The sequence below is a fragment of the Tritonibacter sp. SIMBA_163 genome (assembly GCF_046535935.1).
Lineage (GTDB): Bacteria > Pseudomonadota > Alphaproteobacteria > Rhodobacterales > Rhodobacteraceae > Epibacterium > Epibacterium scottomollicae.
On the sequence record NZ_JAWJBP010000003.1, the window covers coordinates 288,488 to 314,878 of the forward strand.

The following is a 26,391-nucleotide window of genomic DNA, read 5'->3' on the forward strand; positions in this document are numbered from 1 at the left end:
CGCGCGCATGGACCTGATCCTTTCTGCCCTCGACATCCTGATGCGCTGGGACGTGGCGCTGGCACTGCTGGCCGGGTCGGTCGGCGGCGTTCTGATCGGCGCCATCCCCGGTGTCGGCCCGGCGGTTGCCATCGCGATCCTGCTGCCCGCGACCTTCTCGCTTGATCCCATCGTGGGGCTGACGGTGCTGTTGGGCATCTATGGCTCGTCCATGTATGGCGGGGCGATCCCGGCGATCCTGATCAACACGCCCGGCACCGCCGTCAACGCGCTGACCACCTATGACGGCTATCCGATGACCGCCCGCGGAGAGCCGCGCCGCGCCCTCAGTCTGGCCTATTCCGCCAGCTTCTTTGGCGGCGTGTTCTCGGTGATCTGCCTGATCCTGTTTGCGCCCGTGCTGGCGAAAATCGCGCCGCTGTTTGGCGCGCGCGAGATCTTCCTCGCCGCGCTGCTGGGCTTGCTGCTGGTGGTGGTGGCGCACCGGGGACAGGCGCTGATCGCGGGGGCGCTGGCCTGTCTCGGGATCTTTCTCAACACCATCGGCATGGAGCCGGTAAAATACACCCAGCGCTACACATTCGGCACGGATGCGCTGGGCTCCGGCATCAACCTGATTGTGGTGGTGCTGGGGTTGTTTGCGATCTCGCAGGCCTTTGTGCTGCTGACCGACGAGGACGAGAAAATCCGCCTCACCAAACTGCGCGGCGGCATGTTTCAGGGGTTGCGAGAGCTGGCGCGCCACCCGCGCGTGGCGACGGTTTCGGCGGGCTTTGGCGTTGTCATGGGCATGATCCCCGGCGTCGGCGAATTCACCGCGCAGTTCATGTCCTACACCTACGCGCAGAAATCCTCGAAACGGCCGCAGGATTTCGGGAATGGCTCCTCCGAGGGGCTGATCGCCGCCGAGACCGCCAACAACGCCGTGCCCGCCGCCGCCATGGTGCCGCTTCTGGCGCTTGGCATCCCGGGCGAGGCGCTGACGGCGATGATGTTGTCGGTGTTCTACGTGCACAACGTGGTGCCCGGGCCGGGGCTGTTCCAGAACCAGATGGATTTTGTTGTAGCCCTTTATCTGGCGCTGCTGATCCTCAACGTGCTGGTGCTGGTCTTCCTGCTTGGGGCGACAAAGTCGCTCATTCAGGTGGTGCGCATACCCAACCGTTTTCTCGGCGTGGGCATCCTGACCCTCAGTTTCGTCGGGGTCTATTCCCTGCGGAACTCTGCCACCGACTGTTTCATGGCCGCGGGGTTTGGCCTGTTTGGCTTCGTGCTGAAGCGCCTGCAGCTGCCTGCGGTGCCGATCATCCTCGGCATGGTGCTGGGCGGCATCATGGAGGTGAAGCTGCGCGCCGCCATGGCGCGGGTGAAGACCCCCTTTGATTTCATTGATCGCCCGGTGGCGTTCATCCTGTTTTCCATCATCATTATCGTGCTTGCGACGCATGTCCTGCGCATCCGCAGGGAAGCGCGCGAGCTGAAGGAGGCCGAATGGCAGACCAAAACCGCATCAACACGCTTCGGCGCACTGCTGTTGCGCCGCAGAACCTCTTTCTTGAAGGAGCATGGACGGAAGGTGAGGGCGCGCCATGCGAAGTTGCTTCGCCGATTGACGGATCTGTTCTGACCACATTGGCCACGGCCACGGCAGCCGATGTGGATCGCGCTGTGGCCTCCGGGCGGCGCGCGTTCGAGGATGGCCGCTGGTCAGGGCTGGCCCCGGCAGCGCGCAAGAAGGTGCTGCACCGGATCGCCGACAGGATCGAGGCCGAGGCGCTGGCGCTCACGGTTCTGGGCGTGCGCGACAATGGCACCGAATTCAACATGGCGCTGAAGGCCGAGGCCGGATCGGCGGCGGGAACCTTCCGCTACTATGCTGAGGCCCTGGACAAGGTGGCGGGCGAAGTGGCGCCCACTGCACCGGATGTGCTGGGACTAGTGCAGCGCGCCCCCGTCGGTGTGGTGGGCGCGATTGTGCCATGGAACTTCCCGCTGATGATCGGCGCATGGAAACTGGCGCCCGCGCTCGCGATGGGCAATTCCGTGGTGCTGAAACCGGCCGAGACCGCCTCGCTGTCGCTGTTGCGGCTGGCGGAGATCTGTTCGGAGTGCGGCCTGCCCGATGGGGTGCTGAATGTGGTGACCGGCCCCGGTGCGGTGACCGGCGCGGCGCTGTCCGAGCATATGGATGTGGATGTCCTGGTCTTCACCGGCTCTGGTGCCACGGGGCGACGCTTGCTGGAGGCCTCGGCGCGTTCGAACCTGAAAGGCTGCTATCTGGAGCTGGGGGGCAAATCGCCCAACATCGTCTTTGCCGATGCCAAGGATCTCGATCACGCGGCCAAGGTCTCGGCCATGGGGATCTTTCGCAACTCCGGCCAGGTCTGTGTGGCGGGCTCGCGCCTGCTGGTCGAGGCGTCGATCCACGATGAGTTTGTGGCGCGGATTGTCGAACATGCCGAGGCGCTGAAGGTCGGCGATCCGCTGGATCTGGGCAGTCAGATCGGGGCGGTGAATTCCGAAACCCAGCTGGCAGCGAACCTCGATCACGTGGCGCGCGCCGTGACCGAGGGCGGCGATGTGCGCTGTGGCGGCGGGCGTATCCTGGCGGAGACCGGCGGCACCTATATGGCGCCAACTGTGGTGACAGGCGTGCGCGAACAGTCGAGCCTGTTCCAACGCGAGGTTTTTGGGCCGGTTCTGTCGGTGACAGCCTTTGAGGGCGAAGACGAGGCGCTGCGGTTGGCCAATGCCACCGACTATGGCCTTGCTGCCGGGGTCTGGACCCAGGACCTGTCCCGGGCGCATCGCTGTGTTGCGGGCATTCGGGCGGGCGTGGTGCATGTGAACACCTATGGCGGGGCCGACAATACGGTGCCCTTGGGCGGGGTTGGTCAGTCCGGCAATGGGCACGACAAATCCCTGCATGCGCTGGAGAAATACGTCGATTTGAAAACCGCTTGGATACAGCTGTGACGGGAGCGCGATCCTAGCTGCGCGAGGACCGCGCGGCCTCCGGCGGAGGTATTTGGGAAAAGATGAAGACGGGCGCGGGAGGCGCCCGAGGGGAGGATGAGATGAGCGGTGAAAAGACGATCCTTGTGGCCGGGACCTGGGACACCAAGGATGATGAGCTGTCCTATCTGTCGGGGGTGATCCGGGGGCAGGGCGGTCAAGTGCTCAGCATGGATGTGAGTGTTCTGGGCGACCCCAAGGTGCCCACGGATGTGTCAAAGCATGAAGTGGCGGAGGCGGCGGGCAGTTCCATTCAGGTCGCCATTGACAGCGGGAATGAGAACACCGCGATGCAGATCATGGGGGCGGGCTCGGCCCGGCTGGCGTTCGATTTGTGGCGGGCGGGGCGCATTCATGGTGTGATCGTGCTGGGTGGCACCATGGGCACTGATCTGGCGCTGGACCTATGTGGTGCGCTGCCGTTGGGGGTGCCGAAATATGTGGTCTCGACGGTGGCGTTTTCACCGCTTCTGCCGCCGGAGCGCATTCCGGCCGATGTGCAGATGATCCTCTGGGCCGGGGGGCTTTATGGGCTCAACGATATTTGCAAGGCGTCGCTCAGTCAGGCGGCGGGTGCGGTGCTGGGCGCGGCGCGCGCGGTGGAGGCGCCGCGGTTCGAGCGGCCAATGGTGGGGATGACGTCCTTTGGCAAGACGGTGCTGAACTACATGGTGACGCTGAAGCCGGCGCTGGAAGCGCGCGGCTTTGATGTGGCGGTGTTTCATGCCACCGGCATGGGCGGGCGGGCCTTCGAGAGCCTCGCGGGTGCGGGCGCCTTTGCTGCGGTGATGGATTTCGCACCACAGGAGGTGAGCAATCATCTGTTTGGGGGTCTGTCGGCGGGAGAGGGGCGGATGACCCATGCGGGCAAGGCCAGCGTTCCGCAGATGGTAGCGCCGGGCTGTTATGATCTGGTGGATTTTGTCGGCTGGCAGGAGAAGCCTGCTGCATTGCAGGGACGGGAGTGTCATGCGCACAACCGTTTGCTGACCGCGGCCATGCTGGAGGCGGGGGAGCGGCGCACGGTGGCGCGCGCGATCTGTGAAAAGCTGGCAGGTGCGACGGGGCCGGTTGCGTTTTTCCTGCCCACCGGGGGCTGCAACGAATGGGACCGGGCTGGCGGAGAGTTGCATGATGCGGAGGGGCTTGCCGCATTCTGTGACGAGATGCGCCGCGCTGTGCCGGAGTCGGTCGAGTTGCAGGAGCTGCCCTGCCACATCAATGACAGGGACTTTTGCGAGGCGGTGCTGGCGCAGTTCGACGCCTGGTTGGCGGCTGGCGTGATCTCCCGGTAACGGACGGAGCGCCCGGACTGGCCATCGAGGCCACCCCGGGCGCGATGTCTTCCCATTGGGGAAGACATCAGGGGCTGGACCTTGCAGGCGGGCTGGGCAACAGTCCCGCCGTGTTTCCGCCATTGAAGGACGCCGTGATGGCATTTGATCCAGATCCGCAAGACCCCCGCCATCGTCTGATATCCGATCCCGGCTGCCAGCAGCTTGTAGGTTACGACACGCGCTTCGATGCCACCGGGGCCTGCAGGGTGACGCTGGAGGTGGGGGCACAGCATCTCAATCGCCATGGCATCCTGCATGGCGGTATAGTGGCGACCGTGATGGATGTGGTCTGCGGCAACACCGCCGCGCAGTATTTCGACTCTGAGGGGCACGCGGCAGTGGTGACGGTGGCGCTGAACCTCTCCTACATTGCGGCGACCGGGCCGGGCCCGGTGACCGCTACCGCCGAGGCGACAGGGGGCGGCAAAAGCACCGCCCATGTGACGGGAGAGCTGAAGGATGCCGAAGGGCAGTTGTTGGCAACGGCAACGGGGATCTTCCGCCGGATCCGCAAGCGCTGATGCGCCGGGCCGTATGGCCCGGCGCCCGGCCCAACGGGGCGGCAGGCATTTTTAATGCAGGCCGGACGGGCGGGAGCCCCCCCGGCGGGTCAGGCTTGATTGGCCTTTCACAGCCTGCGGTCAGGACGCAGTTCAGGACACAGTTCAGGATCCGGTCGCGGCGGCGCGGATGTTGCGGATGTTCTCGCCATAGACCTGCGGCGTGTCGACGGAACCGTCGCGGAACACCGCAGAGCCCGCCACCAGCACATCTGCGCCCGCCTCGGCCACCAGCGGTGCCGTGGTGGTGTCGACGCCCCCGTCGATCTCGATATGCACTGGGCGGTCGCCAATCATCTGACGCAGGGCGCGCACCTTGCTGGTCATATCGATGAATTTCTGCCCGCCAAAGCCCGGGTTCACCGTCATCACACAGATGAGGTCGGTGAGATCCAGCAGATGCGCCACTGCCTCGGCCGGGGTGCCGGGGTTAAGCGCCACGCCTGCCTTCATGCCGGCACCGCGAATGGCTTGCAGGGTGCGGTGAATATGCGGGCCGGCCTCCACATGGGCGGTGAGCACATCTGCCCCTGCTTCGGCATAGGCATCGATATAAGGATCGACCGGCGCGATCATCAGGTGCACGTCCATCACGGTCTTCACATGCGGGCGGAACGCCTTCACCGCGGCCGGGCCAAAGGTGAGGTTGGGCACAAAATGCCCGTCCATCACATCCACATGTACCCAGTCGGCGCCCTGGGCCTCGATGGCCTGGATCTCCTGGCCGAAATTGGCGAAATCCGCCGACAGGATGGACGGGGCAATCTTGATGGAACGGTCAAAGGTCATCGGCGGGGATCCTTGGCAGGAGGGCAGGGAGGTGTGAGTCTGTAAAAACTGCGCGCGGTATAGCGCCTAGGACCGCTGCTGCACAGGGTGAGTCTGCGCCCGCCCGAGCGGATGACCCAGAGCCCGCGCCATCCACGCGATAGAAATGCGGAGCAATGGGGCCAGATGCGCGGCAGGGAAGGGCGGAGGCGCGGATGCGGCTGTCGCCGAGATCTTACCGCTGTGTCACGAAAATCGGGGCAAGTTACAAAAGTTTTATATCGATGACACAAATGATTTGGTGATCATGCGTAGGCAGTCGCGGAACCAAAGGGGGCCGCACGTGCTGCGTATCAACAAACTGACCAAGAGATTCGGCGACAAAACGGCTGTGGACGCCGCGACGCTCGATATCGACAAACCCTGCATGCTGGGCATTATCGGACGCTCGGGTGCTGGCAAATCCACTCTGCTGCGAATGCTCAACCGTCTTGGCGATGCGACCGAAGGGTCGATCACCTTTGAAGGCCGCGACATCACCAGGCTGAAGGGCAAGGACAAGCGCGCCTGGCAGTCGGATTGCGCGATGATCTTTCAGCAGTTCAATCTGGTGCCGCGCATGGATGTGGTGTCGAACGTGTTGCACGGAACGTTGAACCACCGCTCCACGCTGGCGACCATGTTCAACCTCTATCCGATGTCGGACATCCACAAGGCGATCGACATTCTCGACCGTCTGGGCATCGCCGATCATGCGCCGAAGCGGGCCGAGGCCCTGTCCGGCGGGCAGCAACAGCGCGTCGCCATTGCCCGCGCCCTGATGCAGGACCCCAAGATCATTCTTGCGGATGAACCCATCGCCTCGCTCGACCCGATGAACGCACAAACCGTGATGGAAGCCCTGCGCCGCATCCACGAGGAAGACGGCCGCACCGTGGTTGCAAACCTTCACACGCTGGATACGGCGCGGCGCTACTGCGACCGGGTGGTCGGCATGCGCGACGGTCGCATCGTCTTTGATGGCCTGCCGGAGCAGCTGACCACCGGCGTTGCCCGCGAAATCTACGGTGCGGGCGCGGATTTCTCCGAGGCCGCCACCTCCACCGCAATCGAAACCCTGGAGCAGACAGAGGCGGTTCGCACCGCCGAAGCCTACGTCTGACCCTGACCCCCTTTCATCATCCCGGGGCCAGTATGGCGTCGGGCCAACCCACAACCGGAGTATTCCACGATGAAACACCTGATCCTTGCCGCACTGGCCTCCACGGCCCTGACCACACCCGTCATGGCTGACGACATCTCTGAATTCCGCATCGGCATCCTCGGCGGCGAGAACGCCCAGGACCGTCTGAACTCCAACGAATGCCTGCGCGCCAAGACCGAAGAACTGCTGGGCGTTGAAACCAAGCTGTTCGCCCCTGCCGACTACAACGGCGTGATCCAGGGTCTGCTGGGCGGCACCATCGACATGGCGTGGCTGGGCGCATCCGGCTACGCAAAGACCTATCTCTCCGACCCCGAAGCGGTTGAGCCGGTTCTGGTCAAGGTCAACGTGGATGGCGGTTACGGCTACTACTCTGTTGGTTTCGCGCATAAAGACAGCGGCATCGAGGCACTTGAAGACGTCAAGGGCAAGGTCTTCGGCTTCGGTGATCCGAACTCCACCTCCGGCTACCTGATCCCCTCCATCGAGATCCCGCAGGCCACCGGCTCCACCATGCAGTCCGGCGACTACTTCGGCGAAGTGAAATTCACTGGCGGCCACGAGCAGACCATCGTTGCGGTTGCAAACGGCGACATCGACGCAGGCGTGACCTGGGCCGACGGTCTGGGCAACTGGGAAGATGGCTACAACTCCGGCGCGCTGCGCAAGGCGGTTGATGCGGGCCTGATCGACATGAACGATCTGGTCCAGATCTGGCAGTCCAAGCCGATCCCCGAAGGCCCGGTTGTGCTGCGCAAGGCGCTGCCCGAGGACGTCAAAGTCAAGATGACCGCGCTGATGGCCTCCATGCCGGCGATGGACTACGACTGCTACTATTCCGTGGCAGCGGGTGAATCCAAAGGCTTCCAGCCGATCGCCCACGACGCCTACGAAGTCATCATCGAAGCCCGCAAGCTGAAGTCCAACTAAGCGCGCGTTTCCATGTCTTCGCGGGGTTCGGATCACGATCCGGGCCCCGCATTTTTGGCCCCTGGTCTGCGGCTGTCCCGCAGCGGACCCGGAACAGGGCCACACCCATGACCCAGGACGAATTTAATGGCTGATCTGACCGCTCACGCCCCCAGAACGGTGGATGAGATCCGGACGCAATATGCCGATCTCACCCGACGCAAGCGCCTCTATGGCGGGGTGCTTCTGGCATTGTTTATCGCGCTGATGGTGGCGGGCTTCCGCACCGCCGATGACCGCAACGCCGGCTCTTTTGCCGACGGCTACCAGCGGATCTTCGACTACCCGGCCGAGGTGCTGTCCGAAGCGGCAGAAAAGGCGGCGGAACTGCCCGGCCATATGGTGCATTTCTTCCCCGCCCTGATCGAGACCGTCAACATCGCCGGGGCTGCCACACTGTTGGGGGCCATCTTTGGCATTCTGCTGTCGCTGTTGTCGACACGCGGCATGGCACCCTGGCCAGCGCTGATCCCGCTGTTTCGCCGGATCATGGACATCTGCCGCGCGATTCCGGAAATCGTGATTGCGCTGGTGCTGATCTTTTTGCTGGGCGGTGGTCCGGTTCCTGCAATGATCGCCATCGCCGTTCACACCGCCGGCGCATTGGGAAAACTGTTTTCCGAGGTGAACGAGAACGCCTCCCTGAAACCCGTCGAGGGGCTCAGTTCTACCGGGGCCTCCTGGGCCCAACGCATGTGGCTCGGGGTGATCCCTCAGGTGGGTCCGAACTACGTGTCCTATGCGCTTTTGCGATTTGAAATCAACATTCGCGCCTCTGCGATCCTGGGCTTCGTGGGCGCCGGAGGCATCGGCTACGAGCTGAAGAACTCCATGTCCTGGGGGCAGGGCAAATACGACGAGGCAGCAGCGATTTTTGTTCTGCTGTTCGCAACCATTGTTGTTGTCGACCAGATCTCCGGTTCGGTGCGCGATCGCCTGACCCACGGCAACCGGAAAGGGGCCACCGCATGACCACCATGGACCTCAACACCGGCCCGCTGAAGGGGCAGATGGATAAGCTGTTCCTGAAGAAGAAGCTGATGAACTTCGGCCTGCCTGCGGTCGTGCTGGCCTATTTGACCTATGTTTTCTTTTCCTTCGATGTGCTGGGCCTGTGGGAACGTGCATCAATGGACAACGCCCGCACTTTGGTATCCGACACCTACAGTTACAAAACCCATGTCACCCGCGACAATCGCACGGGCGACGTGACCTATGCGGTCGAGGGCGAGCGCAAGGGCGAATACCCGGAGGGCATGAGCCCGGACTGGGTGACCCCGGCGGCTGCGGCGGGCGGCACAACGGTGATCGACCTGACCGGCGGCCATGTGGTGCGCTTTGGTCCCGAGACCATCGAATATGATATTCCCGGCTACGGTCTGGTCTCCGCCACCCCCTCGCGCAGCTTGGGCGTACAGGCGGTGCTGCCCGAGGGCGAGGTGCCTGACTGGATCAACCTCTCCAAGAACCGGCTGGCGATCACCACTGATGCGGGGCGCCTGTCGGTAACCCGGAATCGCTCTGAAGTGTTTCGCTATTTCCTGGGGTGGGAATTGTTCTTCTTCACCCTCGACAGCCCCTATCACGGGGCCGGCATCGGGGAGTTGGCCAGTCGCGCGGTTTCTGGCGAGGCAGGCGCAATCTGGAACGACTTCTGGAACAACAAGATGTGGCGGCACAGCGATGTGGCCTGGGCCATCGGCGAGACCATCCTGATGGCGTTCCTTGGGACGTTTGGCGCGGGTCTGGTGGCACTGCCGCTGGCATTCCTCGGTACGCGAAACTTCATGCCGATCCGGGTCATACGATTTGCGACGCGGCGGGTGTTTGATTTCGTGCGCGGCGTGGATTCGCTGATCTGGACCGTGGTGCTGGCGCGCGCATTTGGCCCCGGCCCGATGACCGGCGCGCTGGCGATCCTGATCACCGATACTGGCACCTTCGGCAAGATCTTCTCCGAGGCGCTGGAAAACGTCGATGAGAAACAGATCGAGGGTGTCGCCTCCACCGGTGCCAAGCCAATCCAGCGCTACCGTTTCGGAGTGATACCGCAGATTATGCCAGTGCTTCTGTCGCAGTTGTTGTATTTCCTCGAATCCAACACCCGCTCGGCCACCATCATCGGTGCAATTACCGGCGGTGGAATCGGTCTGCTGCTGACCCAGGCGATCATCACCCAGAAGGACTGGGAAGAGGTGAGCTATTACATCGTGCTGATCATCCTGATGGTGATGATGATGGACTGGTTCTCCGGCTGGCTGCGCAAGCGGTTGATCAGCGGTAGTGAGGGCGGGCACTGATATGTCGGCCTGAGCTTAGGGCAGGGCTGACCCCTGTCGCATCAAGGCCCTCGCCCGTTCCGGGTGGGGGCTTTTACGTCTTCCACAGGTGCGAAACCCATGGCCTGACGCGTGGCGGTAAATTATACTTTGTCTAGTTGTATATTGAATCTCGACAAGTTCCGCACGAGCCAGTCAAGGCTGGACCCTTGCGGACGGAAAGCAGGCAAGACATGGCAAAACTCTCTCCGACAGAGCCGGTGATCCACCCCGGTTGCGACGTGGCGCACAGTAGCTTCGGGGCCTACACGGAGGTCGGTGCAGGCACCCGCGTGGCCAACAGTCATTTCGGCGACTACAGCTACTGCGACCGCAGCTGTGACATCGCCAATGCGGAGATCGGAAAATTCGCCAATATCGCCAGCTTCACCCGTATCGGCGCCACTGATCACCCTATGGAGAAGGCCTCTCTGCATCATTTCCTCTATCGCTCGGCCAGCTACTGGGAGGATGCGGAGGATGATGCGGAGTGGTTTGCGCACCGTAAGAGCCGCCGCTCAAGCATTGGGCACGACACATGGATCGGCCATGGCGCGATGATTAAGCCGGAGGTGACCATCGGTCACGGGGCCGTGGTGGCCTCGGGGTCCGTGGTGACCAAGGATGTGGCGCCCTACACCATCGTGGGTGGCAACACAGCGCGGTTGATCCGGCGGCGCTACCCGGAACCGGTGGCGGAGCGGATGATGGCGCTGGCCTGGTGGGAGTGGGATCATGCGTCCCTGCGAGCGGCTCTGCCGGACTTCCGGGCGTTGCGGGCAGAGGCCTTTCTGGAGAAGTATGAATAACGGACGGCGCAGCGCGGGGACGGGGGCTCCCGCCTCCGCAGGTGTCTTGCCGGCTGCAAGCCCCCTTGGCGGAGTTGGGCCCGGCCGCGCGTGGCAGCGATCCGGCGCCTGGCGGGAGCAGTCCCGTCGTGCGGTCGCGTCAGTCGTCGCCCACCGTCAGAGTCACCCGGTCACCGGCAAACCAGGTCCGCCCGAATTCGATCGGCACACCCTGCATGTCGTCTGAGATTCCCGTGGTGCGCAGGATCGGCGCGCCCTCCGATGTGCGCAGGTGCAGGGCTTGCGTTGCGGTTGCAAGCTTTGCGGTGATCCGGGTTTCGCGACGGGTATAGTCCTCGACGCCGCAGGCTTTCAGCGCGGCGGTGATAGACTCATGCGCCTCCAGCGCCTCCATGATGCCGGGCAAGCGGTCTGCCGGAAACACCGTCCGCGCCAATGCGACCGGATGGTCATCCGCGTAAGACAACCCCTCATAAACCACCACCGGCGCCCCGGGCTCCAGATCCAGGGCATCGGCTTCGCGCCCATCGGCGGCCAGCACCTCCAGCCGCAGCACTTTCTTGCTAGGCGCGCGGCCCGCGCGGCGGATGTTCTGGTGAAAGCGGATGCGCTTGCCCACCGGGTAGTCAGTGGGTTTCGCCGCCACAAACACGCCCGCACCCCGGCGCGCATGCACCAGACCCTGCTGCGCCATATCCGCCAGCGCCCGGCGCACCGTGTGGCGGTTGACGCCAAAACGCTCGGCCAGCTGTGCCTCTGCGGGCAGCTTGGTGCCGGTGTCGTAGCGCCCCTGGGCGATGTCATCGGTCAGGGTGATGGTGATCGACTTCCAGACCGGAGTGCGAGAGGGGGATTTTGCCATGTCATCAAACCTTCACGATCAGGTGGCTTGCGCCGCAGAGGGCGACTCATGTAGTATTTGTCTAGTTGTATAGGACATGTAGACAATCCTGCCAAGAGGCGACCAGAGACATGACACAAGAAATAGCGCCAGAGGCACGCAAAGGCTGGATGAGCCTTTTGGCCTCGGCAGCGGAGGGCCGCCTTGTCGCGCTCTTCGACACATTGGAGGCGCAGCCTGACCACGACTGGCTGCGCGCACCCGAGACCGGTGGCGTGATGGTGCGGGGGCGGACCGGCGGCACTGGCGCGCCTTTCAACCTCGGGGAAATGACGGTGACTCGCTGCACACTCAAGATTGCCGACGGCACCGTTGGGCATGGTTATGTGCAGGGCCGCAGCAAGCGGCAGGCGGAACTGGCCGCCAAGCTGGACGCGATGATGCAGACCGAAGCCGCGGCAGAGGTCGAGGACAAGATCCTGACGCCACTGCGCCAGGAGAAAGCTGCCGCCCGCGACGCCCGCGCCGCCAAGGCCGCCGCGACCAAGGTTGATTTCTTCACCATGGTGCGAGGAGAGGACTGATGACCCAGCTCGATATCTATTCCGGCGGTTTTGCCGATCCCGCAGTGGCCGCGGCGCATGGCTTTCGGGCCGCGATGGACGTAATGGCGCGTCCGGGTGAGATCCGCACCCTGACCGGCGGCGAAGCGCCCGAGGGCCTCGGCATCGCTGCTGCCAGCCTGTTGCTGACCCTGTGTGATCCGGAAACCGGCATCTATCTGGCGACGGATGTGGACAGCGCGGGCTTGCGCGGCTGGCTGACCTTTCACACCGGCGCGCCGATTGTCCCCGCAGCGGAGGCGGATTTTGCCGTTGGCGGCTGGGCCGCACTGATGCCGATCGATCAATACCGCATCGGCACCTCGGAATACCCGGACCGCTCCGCCACGCTGGTGGTTGAGGGGGGCGATTTGGCCGCCCCGAATGCGCGTCTCACCGGGCCTGGCATCAAGGACAGCGCCCAGATGTACCTGCCCGACGTGGCCCTGATGCAGCGCAATTCCATGCTCTACCCGCTTGGGGTGGATTTCTTTTTCACATCAGGATCGCAAGTGGCTGCCCTGCCACGGTCGAGCCAGATCCAGTCGGAGGGCTAAGCGCATGTATGTAGCCGTAAAAGGTGGCGAACGCGCCATCGACAATGCCCATGCCTGGCTGGCGGAGGAGCGCCGTGGCGACACTTCCGTCGCCGAGCTGTCACTGGCCCAGATCCGCGAGCAGCTGAAGCTGGCGGTGAACCGCGTGATGGCCGAAGGCTCGCTATATGATCCCGACCTTGCGGCACTGGCGATCAAGCAGTCGCGAGGCGATCTGATCGAGGCAATATTTCTCATGCGTGCCTATCGCACCACGCTGCCGCGCTTTGGCACCTCACAGCCCGTGGAGACCGCCGACATGGCCTGCGACCGTCGCGTCTCGGCCACCTTCAAGGACGTGCCCGGCGGGCAGGTGCTTGGCCCGACATTCGACTACACCCACCGGCTGCTGGATTTCAAACTGGCCGCCGAAGGAGAGCTGCCCGAGGCCCCCAGTGGCACACCACGCCGCGAGCCAACCCCGCATGTGACCAGCTTCCTGCGCGGCGAGGACATCATCGAGGATCAGCCCGCCAGCGATGCCACGCCCAAGGACATCACGCGCGAGCCGATGTCTTTCCCGGCGGATCGCGCCACCCGGTTGCAGACGCTGACCCGGGGCGACGAGGGGTTCATCCTTGGCATGGCCTATTCCACCCAGCGCGGCTATGCGCGCAACCACGCCTTTGTGGGCGAGCTGCGCATCGGCTCTGTCGCGGTGGAGATGGACATCCCCGAGCTGGGCTTTGCCATCGAGATCGGCGAGGTGGAGCTGACGGAATGCGAGACGGTGAACCAGTTCAAGGGCTCCAAGACCGAGCCGCCGCAGTTCACCCGGGGCTATGGTCTGGTTTTTGGCCAGACCGAGCGCAAGGCGATTGCCATGGCGCTGGTGGACCGGGCGCTGCGCTGGCGCGAGCTGGGTGAGGACGACGTCGGCGCCGCCGCGCAGGACGAGGAATTTGTCCTCAGCCATTGCGACAACATCCAGGCGACCGGCTTTCTCGAACATATCAAGCTGCCGCATTACGTGGATTTCCAGTCCGAACTGGAACTGGTGCGCAAGCTGCGCCGTGAGGCCGAGGCCGCGCGCGTGGCGGCCCAGCAAGCGCGGGAGGCGGCGGAATGAGCTTAATCTTCCCCGTCTCTATGGATTGCACCACCTCCGTAATGTCCCGTGCCGACCGCTACATCGATTGGATCTATCGAATTATGCGCTTTCGTTTGATCGCCTTTGGCTGGGGCGCTGTCAAAATCTCCTCGGCGAAATCTAATCGCCAACCGAACGAGACAATAGATCAACAGGAAAAAACCTCCTCCAAATGCGAAAGCCAATTTTTGTTCAAAACTCATTTGGGATCGCCCTCAAATGCAGGTCACAGAAATCCGGTAAGGGGTCGTTAACATGTCTGACTACAACTTTGCATACCTTGACGAGCAGACCAAGCGGATGATCCGTCGCGCGATCCTCAAAGGTCTCGCTATCCCCGGTTATCAGGTGCCCTTTGCCAGTCGCGAGATGCCGATGCCCTATGGCTGGGGCACCGGCGGCGTGCAGGTCTCTGCGGCGGCGCTGACGCCGGATGATACCCTCAAGGTGATCGACCAGGGCGCGGATGACACCACCAACGCGGTCTCCATACGCAAGTTCTTTGAGCGCACCGCCGGTGTTGCCACCACCGAGGAAACCGAAAAAGCCTCGATCATCCAGACCCGTCACCGGATTCCGGAGGCCACCCTGCGCGAGGATCAGATCATCGTCTATCAGGTGCCGATCCCGGAGCCACTGCGCTTTCTGGAGCCGCGCGAGACCGAGACCCGCAAGATGCATGCGCTTGAAGAATACGGCCTCATGCATGTGAAGCTCTATGAGGACATCAGCCAACATGGCTCCATCGCCACCTCCTATGCCTATCCGGTGAAGGTGGAAGGGCGCTATGTCATGGATCCGTCTCCCATTCCGAAATTCGACAACCCCAAGATGGAAATGGCCGCGATCCAGCTCTTTGGTGCGGGGCGGGAGCAGCGTATCTACGCGGTTCCCCCCTACACCAAAGTGGTCTCCCTCGATTTCGAGGACTACCCGTTTGAAGCCACCAAGGCCGACCATGCCTGCGATCTCTGCGCCGCCGAGGACAGCTATCTCGACGAGGTGATCATGGATGATGCAGGGGGGCGGATGTTTGTCTGTTCCGACACTGATTATTGCCGCGCGCGGCGCGAGGCGGGCCATGTGGGCCGTCTTGGCTCCGACGCACCCCTCACCACCGGACCGGAGGCCGCGTGATGCAATCTCTTTTGCAAGTCAACAACATCCAGAAGATGTACGGCCACCGGATCGGGTGCACCGATGTCTCATTTGATCTCTATCCGGGCGAAGTCATGGGTATCGTGGGCGAGTCGGGCTCCGGCAAATCCACGCTGCTGAACTGCCTTGCCGGGCATCTGGAGCCGGACGCGGGCGAGGTGATCTTTGACACCCGTGATCGCGGCCCGGTCGATACCGTCACCATGTCGGAGCCCGAGCGCCGCATGCTCAGCCGCACCGACTGGGCCTTTGTGCACCAGCACGCCCGCGACGGGCTGCGCATGTCGGTCTCGGCGGGTGGCAACATTGGCGAGCGGCTGATGGCCGTGGGCGACCGCCACTATGGTCAGATCCGCGACCGTGCCGTCGACTGGCTCGACCGGGTGGAGATCGAGGAGAGCCGGGTGGACGACCGCCCCACGGCGTTCTCCGGCGGCATGCAGCAGCGTCTGCAGATCGCCCGCAACCTGGTGACCGGCCCGCGTCTGGTGTTCATGGACGAACCCACCGGCGGGCTTGATGTCTCCGTACAGGCGCGACTGTTGGACCTGCTGCGCGGATTGGTGCGCGAAATGGGGCTGTCGGCGATCATCGTCACCCATGACCTCGCCGTGGTGCGCCTGTTGGCGGATCGCCTGATGGTGATGAAATCCGGCCATGTGGTGGAAACCGGCCTCACGGATCAGGTGCTTGATGATCCGCAACACGCCTATACTCAGCTTCTGGTCTCGTCCGTGCTGCAGGTGTGAGCAATGTTCCGTGCCTGCGCGATGATACAAGTTGCACGCGACAGCATTCTCTTCTTCCGTTGGAAAGGCTGGCTATGACCGCTTCTCACACTCCCATGATCGACATTCAAAATGTCTGCAAAAGCTTCACCCTGCACAATCAGGGCAGCGCCACCATTCCGGTGATGGAGGGCGCGACGCTCTCTGTCAGCCCCGGCGAATGCGTTGGGCTGGTCGGCGCCTCGGGCGCGGGCAAATCGACCCTCATGCGGCTCATTTACGGCAATTACCTCGCGGCCTCCGGTCATATCCTGATCGGCGGGCTGGACGTGGCGCAGGCCGAGCCGCGTGAAATCCTGGAACTGCGCCGCAAGACGCTGGGCTACGTCAGTCAGTTCCTGCGGGTGGTGCCACGGGTCTCCACGCTGGATGTGGTGGCAGAGCCGCTGCTGTCCGTCGGCACCCCGGTGGAAAAGGCGCGCGACCGCGCCGCATCGCTGCTGGCGCAGCTCAATATCCCCGAGCGCCTGTGGAGCCTCAGCCCCACCACCTTCTCCGGCGGGGAACAGCAGCGGGTCAACATCGCGCGCGGGTTTGCCTATGACTATCCGGCGATGCTCTTGGACGAGCCCACCGCCAGCCTCGATGCGCAGAACCGCGCCACCGTGCTGGGCCTGATCGAGACCGCCAAGGCACGCGGTGCGGCGATCATCGGCATCTTCCACGACGAGTCCGCGCGCGAACAGGTCTGTGATCGGTTCATTGATGTGTCGGCCTTCTCTCCCAAGGTCGCCGCATGAGCGTGTCTGCCGACATGAGCCCCGCCAAAGGACCGGTGATCGCCGTTGTCGGCCCTTCGGGAGTCGGCAAGGACAGCGTGATGAGCGGCCTTGCGGTCGCCGATCCACGCCTGCGCAGCATGCGCCGCGTCATCACCCGCGCGCCCGACGCGGGTGGTGAAGACTATCAACCGGTGTCCGAGCCCGAATTCGAAGCGCTGGTGCTGGTGGATGTTTTTGCCTTGCACTGGCGCGCGCATGGGCTGCGGTACGGCATCCCGCGCGACATCGAGAAACTGCGCATTGGCGCGTCCGGCGTGCTGGTGAACCTGTCGCGTGCGGTGCTTCTGCAGGCGCAGGAGGTGTTTGACGACTTTCGCGTGATCTCCGTCACCGCCGACCCGGAGGTGCTGGCGCAGCGCTTGGCCGGTCGCGGGCGCGAGGATGCCGAGGAGGTGCAGCGCCGTCTGGCCCGCGCCAGCCTCGCTCTGCCGGACGGGCTGCGACAGGTCTATGAGGTGGACAACAGCGGCGCGCTCTGTGCCGCCATTGTCCAGGCTCAGGCGATCATTCAGGCCGAGAGGGCATAGCGTTGGATCAGGTGAAAGCGCCCATCCTCTGCCTCGCCCATCAGTGCCAAGTCGTTGATCACGAAGGGCTGAGGCAAAAGCGGCGCCAGCTCGGACGCGAGGTAATCCTCGACCGCGGGAAGATCGCCCTTGGGCAATTTTCCGGTGAGGGTGATGTGAAAGCGGAACTGGTCCAGCACGTAAGGATAGCCCCATTCGACAAGGTTTGTGTCCTGCTCGGCACTGAGGCCCGCCGCGCGGCGTTTTGCGACCTCGGCATCCGGTGCCGGCGCTCGAAAGGCATCCAGCTCGGTCACGCAGGCCGCTGCCAGCGCGTTCAGGGCGGTGACGTCCCCAACCGGGCGCAGCGCCAAAAACCGGCCCAGCCGGTCGATCTGCAACCCGTCCAGCGTGACGGGCGTACGGGTGGCGGCCAGCGCGGCGCAGGCGGCGCGCAACTGCGCCTCATCGGTGCCCGTTGCCAGACGCATCGGCGGCTTCATGGTCGCATGCAGCCCGTATTTGCGCGGCGTCGCGGTGATTGCCGCCACATCCAATGCACCGGCCTCGGGGGGGGCGGCCTCACGGCCCGCTTCCATATCCCAACCGAGCCAGCCGGTTGCCCATTTGCTCCAACCCGCATCGGCGGGCGGAGCGAAGTAAATCGCGTATCGCGTAAATGTCACATTGGCCTCCTAAGACGTGGGCCTTCTCTAGCTCGAAAGACGTGAAATTCAGATGACACAAGAGTTGATCCTTGCCAATGCCACGCTGATCCTTGCCGGTGAAACCCGCAGGGGCAGTGTCAAAATCACCGACGGACTGATCGCCGAGATCGCCGATGGCAGCGCCGTGCCCACCGGGGCGATGGACCTGGAGGGGGATTACCTCAGCCCCGGCCTGATCGAGCTGCACACAGACAATCTGGAGCGCCATATCGAGCCGCGCCCCGGTGTGGACTGGTCCCATGCTGCTGCATTGGTGGCGCATGATGCGGAGCTGGCCTCCACCGGTATCACAACCGTATTTGATGCCATGCGCGTCGGGTCCATCCCGAGCGGCAAGGGGGCTTACGTGAAATATGCCCGCCAGCTGGCGACCGAGATGCTGGAGTTGCGCGCCAAGGACATGCTTAAGATCAGTCACTTCCTGCATTTGCGCGCCGAGGTCTGCTCGGAAACCCTGGCCGAGGAGCTGTCGGAATTCACTGCCGAGGATCGTGTTGGTCTGGTCAGCCTGATGGATCACACGCCAGGCCAGCGCCAGTTCCGCGATATCGCCAAGCTGGAGCAATATGTGAAGTCCAAGCGGGGCATGTCGGATGAGGAGTTCATCACCCATGTGGCCAACCTGAAGGACCTGCGCGCCCGTTTCGGCGATGCGCATGAGGCCGCCACCGTGGCCGAGGCCGCGCGCTTTGGTGCGGTTCTGGCCAGCCATGACGACACCACCGCCGAGCAGGTTGCCACCTCTGCCGGTCACGGCATTCGTCTGGCCGAGTTTCCCACCACGGTCGAGGCCGCGCGGGCCTGCCATGCCCACGGCATTGCGGTGATGATGGGCGCGCCGAACCTGATGCGGGGCGGGTCGCACTCCGGCAACGTCGCGGCGAAGGAGCTGGCGGAGCTGGAGCTGCTGGACATCGTGTCGTCGGACTACATCCCGGCAGCGCAGCTGCAGGCAGCGGTGAAGCTGGGCGAAATCTGGGGTGATCTGGCCCGTGGCATGGCGACTGTGACCTCGGCTCCGGCGGCCGCGGTCGGGTTGACGGATCGCGGTGTGCTGGAGGTCGGCAAGCGCGCCGATCTGATCCGCTTTGCCATTGGCGACGGCACCCCGATGCCGCGCGCGGTACTGTCCCGCGGTCAACGCATCGCCTGATCCTGCGGGATCGGCGGGCTGCAAAGCGGAGCGCGTCCCCCAAAGGGGCCGCGCGTAGTGTTCGTAGTTTGGAAAGCCGCTAGGCGACGCTTTGGTCGCGTATGAAGGGCCGTGTTGCGGTGACGCTAGATATCAGCATGCGCAGGCTTGGCTACGCCCACAAAAAGTATCAGACATGCTGCCGCATTGTTTCGCGTGCGAAACATTGGGGCAGTCAGATTGACCTGTCCTGGGTGTTGCGTTTCGGCGCAGAGGGAGCACTCCCGCCCCTTTATGGTTGAGGCAGAGCCTCCCCCAAAAGCGTTGGGCCGAGCGGGGGCCGCGCCGCAGGCGCGGCCCCCGCTCCCCCGCGATTTGCAAAGCAAAGCGCAAAACCTGAGAGCCGCGACAGCGGCTCTCCTTTGAGGTTGAAAGTGGGTGAGTTCGAAAATAGGCGAGTGCGAAGGTGGGCTTCGAAGGGCCGGTGCGTTTAGCCGGCGCGATAGAACATGTAGCGGCCTTCGGGAATGCCCGCCGGTCCGTCGACCTCGGTGAAGCCCACCAGCGGCTGGCCGGAGATGATCAGCCCGCCCGGCGCCATGACCTGTGCCAACGCTGGCGACAGTTTTGCCGCCTCGGCCACGTCCTTTTCCTTGACGCCAAAGCCCAGATCGTAATGCGCCAGCGCCAGACGGTGTCCGCCCTCGGCCAGTCGGGCCAGCATCGGCTCCGCTTCGCCTTGCAGGAAATTCTCCTCCGGCGGCACGCAGGACGGATGGCATTGCAGCACCCGGTCGATGACCCAGATGCGCCGTTCGGCCAGAACCTCGCGCAGGTGGTCATAGGTGCGCCCGTTGCCCAGTCCGAGGTCGAGCACATCACCGGCAACGTCGGAAATCGCCTCCGCAGCCCAATTGAGCCCGTCGCGTTGGGCGGTGAGGCGGCGCAGCATGCTGTCCAGTCGGCTCATCTCAGCTGATCCTTTCGTTGAAGCGCCAGGGATGCGCGGGACCGGCCAGCAGGCGGGTCAGGAGGGTTTCGCAGAACTCCCACACCTGATCGTCATGCACAAGGTGATGTGTCAGCAGGCCCAGCGGCTCTGCGCGATCCTGCGTACCGGCGCGCCGGGCCTCAAGGTGTGCCACCAGCCGCGCGAGGATCTCATCTTCGGCGGCCAGACCCCGGCTGCCCTTCCAGTCGATCGGGTCCACATGAGTGTTGATCTGCATCAGTCCCGGCGCGGCCTGCACCCGCTTGCGCGGCCCATAGGTGGAGAGCGCGGCAAAGCCCAGGCCCGCCAGCCAGGGCAGCATCGCGGGCGAGATCCGGTTCCAGGGCGGCACGAACATCGGCTGCAGGGAGGTTCCGAACAGCTGTTTCAGCCGCTCCATGCCGTCTTCGGCATCCGCAAGCGCCTGATCCACTGGCCGGGTGCTCGGAAATTCGCATTTCTTCTTGTCGGCACCGGCGTGGTTTTGATGGGCCCAGCCATGCACCACCGGCACCAGATGGCTCGATTGCTGCACGGATGTCACAAGATCCGCCACCGCGCCTTCGGGGATCACCGCAAGGTGCACCGGCAGATCAAGCTGCGTGGCCAGGGCCTCCAGCCGGGCCAGCGCGTCGCTGGGGGCAATCGCATCGTCATCCCGCCACCAGAGCGGCAGGCGCAGGTCTTGCGCGGCCCAGTGTTCCAGCTCCGCGTCCAGCGCGTTCCAGCCGTGTGTCATCCGATCTCCCCCGTTTGCGCTCAAGCGCGCTGCCTCCCCAGCAGCGATGCCGCAATCTCCACGCTGCGGCGCGCCCCGTCAAATTCAAACCCGTCAAGGCTGCGTTGCGTGTCCTGCATGACTTGGCGCAGGGCGGCGCAGAGGCGGTCCGGGGTAAGGGTGGAGGCCGGTTCGACCGCAAAGCCGGGCAGGGGAGCGAGGCTTCGGGCGCGCAGGGATTGCTCTACCTCCTTGCCCGCATCAAAGGGCACCAGCACCGCAGGGGTGCCTGATTGCAGCAGGTCGAGGGCGGTGTTGTAACCGCACATGCTGACCGAGGCCGCTGCATGGGGCAGCATGGTGCGGAAATCGGGGCGGGCCGGTTCCAGAAGAGCCGGCGAGGTCGGGTCCGAGAGCTGAGTGATGCGTGCCGCTGCATCTGATCCGCCGACCAGAATGCGCCAGATATGGTCCGGCATCGCCTTGGCCGCCTGCACCGCGCAGGCATAGAGCGCATCCCCCACGCCGCCGCCACCGGCGCTGACGAGAATCTCTCCCTTGCCGGCGCCCTCCGGATGGGGCGTGGCAGCCGGGGGCGCGACATAGCCGGTGTAGTGCACCTTGCCCGCCAGCAGGTCGGAAACCGGCCAGCTGGTGTCCAGCGTGGTGGCCTTCGGATCCGAATGCACCAGCACGCCGTCGTAGAATTCCGCGATCATGGCGTCTGCGTCCTCGGCCTTTTTCGGCTTTGAGGGCGGGGCAAGGATGTCGCGGATCGAGGACAGCACCAGGGGTCGGCGGGGCAGGTCCTTGGCGGCCTCCAGCAGGGCGCGGAATTCAGCGCGCAGGGAGCGGCGGCCAAAGGGATAGAGTTCGGTGATCAGCACATCCGGCTGCAACGCTTGCAGCAGGGTGGTCAGGTGATTGCGGCGGGCCCTGTGGTAGGCGTCATCGGCCACAGCGCCGTCCTTGTCCAGCAGGCGGGCGAAGTCCACGCCGTCAGAGCGCAGCGGCGGCAATTGTTCGAAGGCAAGCCCGTGGGTGGAGAGTTGCGGTGCGGGGAAGCCGCCAGAGGCGACGGTGACGTGATGGCCAGTCTCGACAAAGGCCCGCCCCAGCGTCAGCGCGCGGGACAGATGGCCGGTGCCCAACAGATGCGTGACAACGATCAGGACATTCATGACGTGCGTTTTTCCAACCTGACGGGCTCGTGCCAAGGGGTCAGCGCAGCCCCGTCGACCTCCACCACGAACAACCGGTTGCGTTTGACCTGAAACGGTGCCGGACCGTCGAAATTCCAGCCATGGGCGCGGGCCAGGATCATGCGCATGATGCCGATGTGACAGACCGCGACGCTGTCGCGCTCCAGGCTGGCGATCCAGGGGCGCAGACGGTCCCAGACCTCCGCCGGGGTTTCGCCGCCGGGGGGGCGATAATCCCAGCCCCAGTGTTCGATGTCGCGAAAGCCGCTGCCTGGGTCGGCGCGCAGGCGGGTTCCGTGCTGGCCCTCCCAGTCGCCCCAGTTCATCTCGATCAGGGCGGGAGAGGTGCGCGGCGCACGGCCGGTGACCAGACGTGCGGTCTCGTCCGCGCGCTGCAGCGGGCTGGACCAGAGGTCGGCCCCTTGCCAGTCCTTGGGCAGGGCTTGAGCGGCGAGTTCCGCGCGGGCAGTGTCATCCAGCGCGATGTCGCTGCGGCCCTGGATGCGCCCGGCGCGATTCCATGCCGTATGCCCGTGTCGCAGGAGGGCGAGGCGGATCATGCCGGATGATCCAGCAGCGGAGTCAGGGCTGACCATAGCGTGTCGCGTGCGGCGGGTCTGAGGTGGCGCGTGGCGATATGATCCCGCGCCCGCCGCCCCAGATCGGCGCGTTCTGCTGCGCTGTCGAGAAGGCGCGCAACCTCGTCCGCCAGCGCTGCCGCACCGGCGTGCGGGGCGGGGTAGGCGCCGGGCAGCAGCACATCGCGCAGGCCGGGGCGGTCTTGCGCCACCACCGGCAGCCCATGCGATTGCGCTTCGAGATAGACCATGCCGTAGGCCTCGTTGACACCGGGCCATAGGAACAGCGAAGCGCTACTGTAGGCCTCTGCCATGGACGCGCCATCAAGCTGACCGAGGAAGCGCACGCGATCGCCAAAGGGGGCGACAAGCGCCTCGACCTCGGCGCGCGCGGGGCCGTCGCCCGCAATTTGGAGTTGCCAGTCGACCGCGCGCCCTGTTGATGCCTTGGCATCAAGTTGGCGCAGTGTCTCGGCGATAAGCGCATAAGAGGCCAGCTTGTCCCCCTGCCGCATCATCCCCGCCGCCAGCATCGGCCCGTCCAGCGTGCCGGGGTCTGGCAGATCGCTGCGCGACAGGAAGGGGCGCAAATGTACCAGCTGCTGATCCCCGGCGCGATCCCGTTCCAGCGTTTCGCGGTCCTGATCGGTCAGGTAGAAGATCACCGCCGCCTGATCCGCGGCCGCATGGGCGGCCTGGGCAAATTCGGCCCACGGCCCGATCAGCCGTTTGGCCGCGCGGGTGCTTTCGATCTGGACGTAAGGGATGTCGCGGGCGGCGGCCACGGCGGGGCCGATCAGGTCGGGCGCCTTGTAGTAATTGTGATAGGTGACCCAGAGGTCGATCCGGGGCAGTTCCTCGACCAGGCGGCCCACCTCATCGGCGGCGCGCTGTTGCAGAATCTGCTGGTGGACCGGGTCGCCAAGCTTGTCGTGCAGGCGCAGGTCAGAGGCCAGCACGACCTCCGCGCCGCCCTCCTGCAGCAGCCCCATCAGGCTGCGGCCCATGGCCCGATCACCGGAGGGCGTGGCGTGGCTGGGGGCCTTCATCGGCGCGTAGAAGGCAACGCGGGGCTGTGTCATTCTGCGGTCCCGAGCATGGCCGACAGGCGCGTGTTCAGCTGCGCGATGCCGGGGGGCATGGTGAACTCCGCACGCAGGCGCGCCAATGCGGCATCCGCCATGCGGGTTGCCTCTTCCGGGGCGTGGGCAAAGCGCAGCATGGCATCGGCAAGGGCGGCGGGCGCGTCATCGGACAACAGCCCATGGGTGCCGCTTTCGATGAACTCCGGGATGGCGGAGACCGGGGTGGAGAGGATCGCCAGCCCCTGCGAGGCGGCCTCCATCAGCACGTTCGGCAGCCCGTCGCGGTCGCCATCGGCAGCCACGCGAGAGGGCAGCACAAAGAGATCGGCGGCGCGCATGGCGGCGATCACCTCAGGCTGGTCGCAGGCACCGCGCCAGGTGATGCGGTCCGCAACACCTGCATCCTCGGCCATGCCCTGCAACAGATCCCTCAGGCCGCCACCACCGATATGGGTCCAGTGCCAGTCCAGATCTGCGGGCAGCAGCGCCAGCGCGGCGATCAGCCGGTCAAAGCCCTTTTTCTCCACCAGTCGGCCCACCGACATCATGTGAAACGGGGCATCGGGCGTGCGCGGGATACGCTGCGGCGGCGCGGGAAAGCGGGACAGGTCGAGGCCGTGATAGATCAGATCCACCGGGGTCCCGTCGGAGAGGTCCTGCAGGTGTTTTGCACCAAACCCGGTGCAGGTGGCACCGAAGGCTGCGCCATGGGTCTCGGTCTTGAGCTTTTCGCGCAGCTCCCATTCGGGCGAGGTCCAGATGTCCTTGGCATGCGCGGCAAAGCTCCACGGCAGGCCGCGCATGATGGCGGCGTAGCGCGCCACGGAGGACGGCGTGTGCAGGAAATGCGCGTAAAGACCACGGACCTCGGCGGGCAGTTCGCAGGCCAGCACGCAGGCCTGACCAAAGCGGCGGATGCGGTTGTGGCTGGGATCGCGCCGCAAATCTGCGCGCCAGACCGCATAGGCGGTCGCATAGCCGGGCAGGGTGCGCGCAGTCTCGCGCGCGCGGGCGACGCGGGCGGGGTCATCGTGCAGATATTCCGGCAGGTAGTGTACCGGCGCATGCAGGCGGTCGTGCAGCGGATGGGTCTTGGTGTCGGTGGGATGGCGTAACGACCAGATTTCAAAGGGTTGGCCAGCCTCTTCGAGCGCCACCAGCTCCTGGGCTATGAACGTCTCGGACAGGCGCGGCCAGCCCTTGACCAGCACGGCAAGCGCCGGGAGATGTGATGTCATTCTGCGGCCTCACGCGGCAATTGGTGCAAGAGAGTGTCGACGCGCCCGGTCACGTAGTCGAGCCCGTCCAGAAGCCCGTCGGAGATCGCCTGCGACGGGCGGGGTTGCCGCTCCAGCGCACGAATGGCACCGATCATGGCCTGCGGCGTCCAGCCGTCGCGCGTTTCATCAAGCATGGTGACAAGGCCCAGTTCTTCGGCACGGCTGGCGCGGATCCATTGTTCGAGACGCGGCGTGGTGCGCGGCACGATCACCGCCGGTTTGTCGAACGAGAGAACCTCGCAAAAGGTATTGTAGCCGCCCATGCAGATCACCCCCTGCGCGCCTGCGAAGAGCGTTTCGATCTCGCTCTCGAAGCCGACGGCGGTGACGCGCCCATCCAGTGCGGCCACACGATCCTCGAAGGCCGCGCGTGTCTCGCCGGACAGGAACGGCCCGTAGACCAGCACCGCGCGCGGCATCAGATCGGGGTCACGTTCGTAGGCGGAAATCGCAAGGTCCACCATCATGGCGCCATCGCCACCGCCGCCCGGAGTGATCAGGACATAAGGTCGCTCGGGCGGTTCGCCCACGCTGCCAAGATCGCGGCGCAGGTATCCGGTCCAGTGCATCCGCGCCTGAGCTGCCGCGCTCAGATCAAGCCCGGCGGTGGGGTCGTAGACATCGCGCAGCCCGTACACCCAGATTTCATCGTAGAATTGTTCCGCCGCCGCCAGGGCGCCCTTGCGATCCCATTCGGCGCTGAGCACCTCGGGTTCGTCCAGCACGTCGCGCAGGCCGAGCACCAGCTTGGCCTTGCCCTGCTTTTGCAGCAGTTCAAGCGTGGGCAGCAGCTCGCCGCGAAAGCCGCAGGGTTCCTTGTCCACGACGAGGATGTCCGGGGCAAACTGTTCGGCGGTGGAGCGGATCAGCCCGGCACGCAATTCGGTGGTTTCCTCGATATTCATGCCCATGGTGCGGCTGGCGTAGGACCCATCGGAGCGTTTGATGACGCCGGGCAGACGCATGTGATCGACCCGGTTTGGGAAAGCAAAGCGCCCCGCCACCGGCGAGCCGGTCAGGATCATCGCAGAGGCGGTGCGATCCGCAGAGGTGATCGCGGCGGCCAGGGCACGAGAGCGGCGCAGATGTCCCAGCCCGAAGGTGTCGTGGCTGTAGAACAGGATGCGCGGTCCGCGTCCCGAGGGGCCCAAACGGGCGGGGGTGCTGGCGCTCATAGGGGGACTCGCTTGCAAGTGGGGGTCGGGCGTGGTGACGGGCGGTGCCCTCCTGCGGAGGTGGTCCCATGCCACGAGGCGGCGTGGCGCCGCGTCGGGAGGGATGTGCAGCACCCGGATCGGGTGATGCAGTGCGTCTTGGCCATATTCCGCCCCAAC

The 26,391-nt window shown here is 64.7% G+C and carries 27 protein-coding genes; 17 read left to right on the forward strand and 10 right to left on the reverse strand.

All coding sequences use genetic code 11. The features are described from left to right. The first annotated feature begins 7 nt into the window (after nt 1-7). The 4 genes from R0J92_RS08335 (at nt 8) to R0J92_RS08350 (ending at nt 4,873) form a co-directional block, all read left to right on the forward strand. Nucleotides 8-1,627, forward strand: coding sequence for a tripartite tricarboxylate transporter permease (locus R0J92_RS08335; RefSeq protein ID WP_411051340.1), 1,620 nt, complete (start codon nt 8-10; stop codon nt 1,625-1,627). Next, on the forward strand, nt 1,609-2,976 hold the full coding sequence (locus tag R0J92_RS08340; protein WP_411051416.1) for an aldehyde dehydrogenase family protein: 1,368 nt from the start codon (nt 1,609-1,611) through the stop codon (nt 2,974-2,976). Before R0J92_RS08335 ends, R0J92_RS08340 begins: the two co-directional genes overlap by 19 nt. Nucleotides 2,977-3,077: 101 nt before the next feature. After that, complete coding sequence (locus tag R0J92_RS08345) at nt 3,078-4,310, forward strand: Tm-1-like ATP-binding domain-containing protein (RefSeq protein WP_411051341.1); 1,233 nt, start codon at nt 3,078-3,080, stop codon at nt 4,308-4,310. A gap of 137 nt (nt 4,311-4,447) precedes the next feature. After that, nucleotides 4,448-4,873: a PaaI family thioesterase gene (locus R0J92_RS08350; RefSeq protein WP_411051342.1), complete on the forward strand. Its 426-nt coding sequence runs from the start codon at nt 4,448-4,450 to the stop codon at nt 4,871-4,873. A 144-nt stretch (nt 4,874-5,017) separates the two neighbouring features. On the opposite strand, the gene rpe is transcribed toward R0J92_RS08350, so the two are convergent. Continuing rightward, nucleotides 5,018-5,701 (reverse strand): ribulose-phosphate 3-epimerase, encoded by a 684-nt coding sequence (gene rpe, locus R0J92_RS08355; RefSeq protein WP_411051343.1) that lies wholly within the window; start codon nt 5,699-5,701, stop codon nt 5,018-5,020. Nucleotides 5,702-6,023: 322 nt separating this feature from the next. Here rpe and phnC point away from each other — a divergent pair, with 322 nt between their 5' ends. The 5 genes from phnC (at nt 6,024) to R0J92_RS08380 (ending at nt 10,980) form a co-directional block, all read left to right on the forward strand. Continuing rightward, entirely contained in the window at nt 6,024-6,842 is an 819-nt protein-coding gene (gene phnC / locus R0J92_RS08360; protein ID WP_106162303.1) for a phosphonate ABC transporter ATP-binding protein, read from the forward strand. A 69-nt stretch (nt 6,843-6,911) separates the two neighbouring features. Continuing rightward, nucleotides 6,912-7,814, forward strand: a complete 903-nt coding sequence (gene phnD / locus R0J92_RS08365) for a phosphonate ABC transporter substrate-binding protein (protein ID WP_411051344.1) — start codon at nt 6,912-6,914, stop codon at nt 7,812-7,814. A gap of 126 nt (nt 7,815-7,940) precedes the next feature. After that, a complete protein-coding gene (phnE, locus tag R0J92_RS08370) occupies nt 7,941-8,825 on the forward strand; it encodes a phosphonate ABC transporter, permease protein PhnE (RefSeq protein ID WP_411051345.1) in 885 nt (294 codons plus the stop codon). Then, nucleotides 8,822-10,153: a phosphonate ABC transporter, permease protein PhnE gene (phnE, locus tag R0J92_RS08375; protein ID WP_411051346.1), complete on the forward strand. Its 1,332-nt coding sequence runs from the start codon at nt 8,822-8,824 to the stop codon at nt 10,151-10,153. Before phnE (R0J92_RS08370) ends, phnE (R0J92_RS08375) begins: the two co-directional genes overlap by 4 nt. A 212-nt stretch (nt 10,154-10,365) precedes the next feature. Continuing rightward, nucleotides 10,366-10,980 carry a chloramphenicol acetyltransferase gene (locus tag R0J92_RS08380; protein ID WP_411051347.1) on the forward strand — a complete coding sequence of 205 codons (615 nt, stop codon included), beginning with the start codon at nt 10,366-10,368 and terminating at the stop codon, nt 10,978-10,980. 139 nt (nt 10,981-11,119) lie between these two features. Here the strand turns inward: R0J92_RS08380 and phnF are convergent, their stop codons facing one another. Then, the gene (gene phnF, locus R0J92_RS08385) at nt 11,120-11,842 is read right to left on the reverse strand and encodes a phosphonate metabolism transcriptional regulator PhnF (RefSeq protein WP_411051348.1); all 723 of its coding nucleotides are present in this window, start codon (nt 11,840-11,842) and stop codon (nt 11,120-11,122) included. A gap of 110 nt (nt 11,843-11,952) precedes the next feature. On the opposite strand from phnF, the gene phnG reads away from it, so the two are divergent. The 7 genes from phnG (at nt 11,953) to phnN (ending at nt 17,364) form a co-directional block, all read left to right on the forward strand. Beyond that, complete coding sequence (gene phnG, locus R0J92_RS08390) at nt 11,953-12,405, forward strand: phosphonate C-P lyase system protein PhnG (protein ID WP_106161816.1); 453 nt, start codon at nt 11,953-11,955, stop codon at nt 12,403-12,405. Beyond that, nucleotides 12,405-12,980, forward strand: coding sequence for a phosphonate C-P lyase system protein PhnH (gene phnH / locus R0J92_RS08395; RefSeq protein WP_106161818.1), 576 nt, complete (start codon nt 12,405-12,407; stop codon nt 12,978-12,980). Before phnG ends, phnH begins: the two co-directional genes overlap by 1 nt. Before the next feature lie 4 nt (nt 12,981-12,984). Then, nucleotides 12,985-14,088 (forward strand): carbon-phosphorus lyase complex subunit PhnI, encoded by a 1,104-nt coding sequence (locus tag R0J92_RS08400; RefSeq protein WP_411051349.1) that lies wholly within the window; start codon nt 12,985-12,987, stop codon nt 14,086-14,088. 276 nt (nt 14,089-14,364) lie between these two features. Further along, nucleotides 14,365-15,246: an alpha-D-ribose 1-methylphosphonate 5-phosphate C-P-lyase PhnJ gene (locus R0J92_RS08405; RefSeq protein ID WP_106161822.1), complete on the forward strand. Its 882-nt coding sequence runs from the start codon at nt 14,365-14,367 to the stop codon at nt 15,244-15,246. Further along, a complete protein-coding gene (gene phnK / locus R0J92_RS08410; protein WP_106161824.1) occupies nt 15,246-16,016 on the forward strand; it encodes a phosphonate C-P lyase system protein PhnK in 771 nt (256 codons plus the stop codon). Before R0J92_RS08405 ends, phnK begins: the two co-directional genes overlap by 1 nt. A 95-nt stretch (nt 16,017-16,111) precedes the next feature. Next, nucleotides 16,112-16,795 (forward strand): phosphonate C-P lyase system protein PhnL, encoded by a 684-nt coding sequence (gene phnL / locus R0J92_RS08415; RefSeq protein ID WP_106161826.1) that lies wholly within the window; start codon nt 16,112-16,114, stop codon nt 16,793-16,795. Continuing rightward, the gene (phnN, locus tag R0J92_RS08420; RefSeq protein WP_411051350.1) at nt 16,792-17,364 is read left to right on the forward strand and encodes a phosphonate metabolism protein/1,5-bisphosphokinase (PRPP-forming) PhnN; all 573 of its coding nucleotides are present in this window, start codon (nt 16,792-16,794) and stop codon (nt 17,362-17,364) included. The genes phnL and phnN overlap by 4 nt, the downstream gene beginning before the upstream one ends. On the opposite strand, the gene R0J92_RS08425 is transcribed toward phnN, so the two are convergent. Beyond that, nucleotides 17,346-18,029 (reverse strand): DUF1045 domain-containing protein, encoded by a 684-nt coding sequence (locus R0J92_RS08425; RefSeq protein WP_411051351.1) that lies wholly within the window; start codon nt 18,027-18,029, stop codon nt 17,346-17,348. The genes phnN and R0J92_RS08425 overlap by 19 nt on opposite strands. Nucleotides 18,030-18,081: 52 nt before the next feature. On the opposite strand from R0J92_RS08425, the gene R0J92_RS08430 reads away from it, so the two are divergent. Then, nucleotides 18,082-19,224, forward strand: a complete 1,143-nt coding sequence (locus R0J92_RS08430) for an alpha-D-ribose 1-methylphosphonate 5-triphosphate diphosphatase (RefSeq protein WP_411051352.1) — start codon at nt 18,082-18,084, stop codon at nt 19,222-19,224. 469 nt (nt 19,225-19,693) lie between these two features. Here the strand turns inward: R0J92_RS08430 and R0J92_RS08435 are convergent, their stop codons facing one another. The 7 genes from R0J92_RS08435 to R0J92_RS08465 are packed head-to-tail and all read right to left on the reverse strand — an operon-like array spanning nt 19,694 to nt 26,232. Further along, complete coding sequence (locus tag R0J92_RS08435; protein ID WP_411051353.1) at nt 19,694-20,173, reverse strand: class I SAM-dependent methyltransferase; 480 nt, start codon at nt 20,171-20,173, stop codon at nt 19,694-19,696. A 1-nt stretch (nt 20,174) separates the two neighbouring features. Next, nucleotides 20,175-20,933: a polysaccharide deacetylase family protein gene (locus R0J92_RS08440; RefSeq protein WP_411051354.1), complete on the reverse strand. Its 759-nt coding sequence runs from the start codon at nt 20,931-20,933 to the stop codon at nt 20,175-20,177. A 20-nt stretch (nt 20,934-20,953) separates the two neighbouring features. After that, nucleotides 20,954-22,093 carry a glycosyltransferase family protein gene (locus R0J92_RS08445; protein ID WP_411051355.1) on the reverse strand — a complete coding sequence of 380 codons (1,140 nt, stop codon included), beginning with the start codon at nt 22,091-22,093 and terminating at the stop codon, nt 20,954-20,956. Further along, nucleotides 22,090-22,674 carry a histidine phosphatase family protein gene (locus R0J92_RS08450; RefSeq protein ID WP_411051356.1) on the reverse strand — a complete coding sequence of 195 codons (585 nt, stop codon included), beginning with the start codon at nt 22,672-22,674 and terminating at the stop codon, nt 22,090-22,092. The genes R0J92_RS08445 and R0J92_RS08450 overlap by 4 nt, the downstream gene beginning before the upstream one ends. Then, on the reverse strand, nt 22,671-23,774 hold the full coding sequence (locus R0J92_RS08455) for a glycosyltransferase family 4 protein (RefSeq protein WP_411051357.1): 1,104 nt from the start codon (nt 23,772-23,774) through the stop codon (nt 22,671-22,673). Before R0J92_RS08455 ends, R0J92_RS08450 begins: the two co-directional genes overlap by 4 nt. Continuing rightward, nucleotides 23,771-25,015 carry a glycosyltransferase gene (locus R0J92_RS08460; RefSeq protein ID WP_411051358.1) on the reverse strand — a complete coding sequence of 415 codons (1,245 nt, stop codon included), beginning with the start codon at nt 25,013-25,015 and terminating at the stop codon, nt 23,771-23,773. Before R0J92_RS08460 ends, R0J92_RS08455 begins: the two co-directional genes overlap by 4 nt. Then, nucleotides 25,012-26,232 (reverse strand): glycosyltransferase family protein, encoded by a 1,221-nt coding sequence (locus R0J92_RS08465; RefSeq protein ID WP_411051359.1) that lies wholly within the window; start codon nt 26,230-26,232, stop codon nt 25,012-25,014. Before R0J92_RS08465 ends, R0J92_RS08460 begins: the two co-directional genes overlap by 4 nt. Between the last annotated feature and the right edge of the window lie 159 nt (nt 26,233-26,391).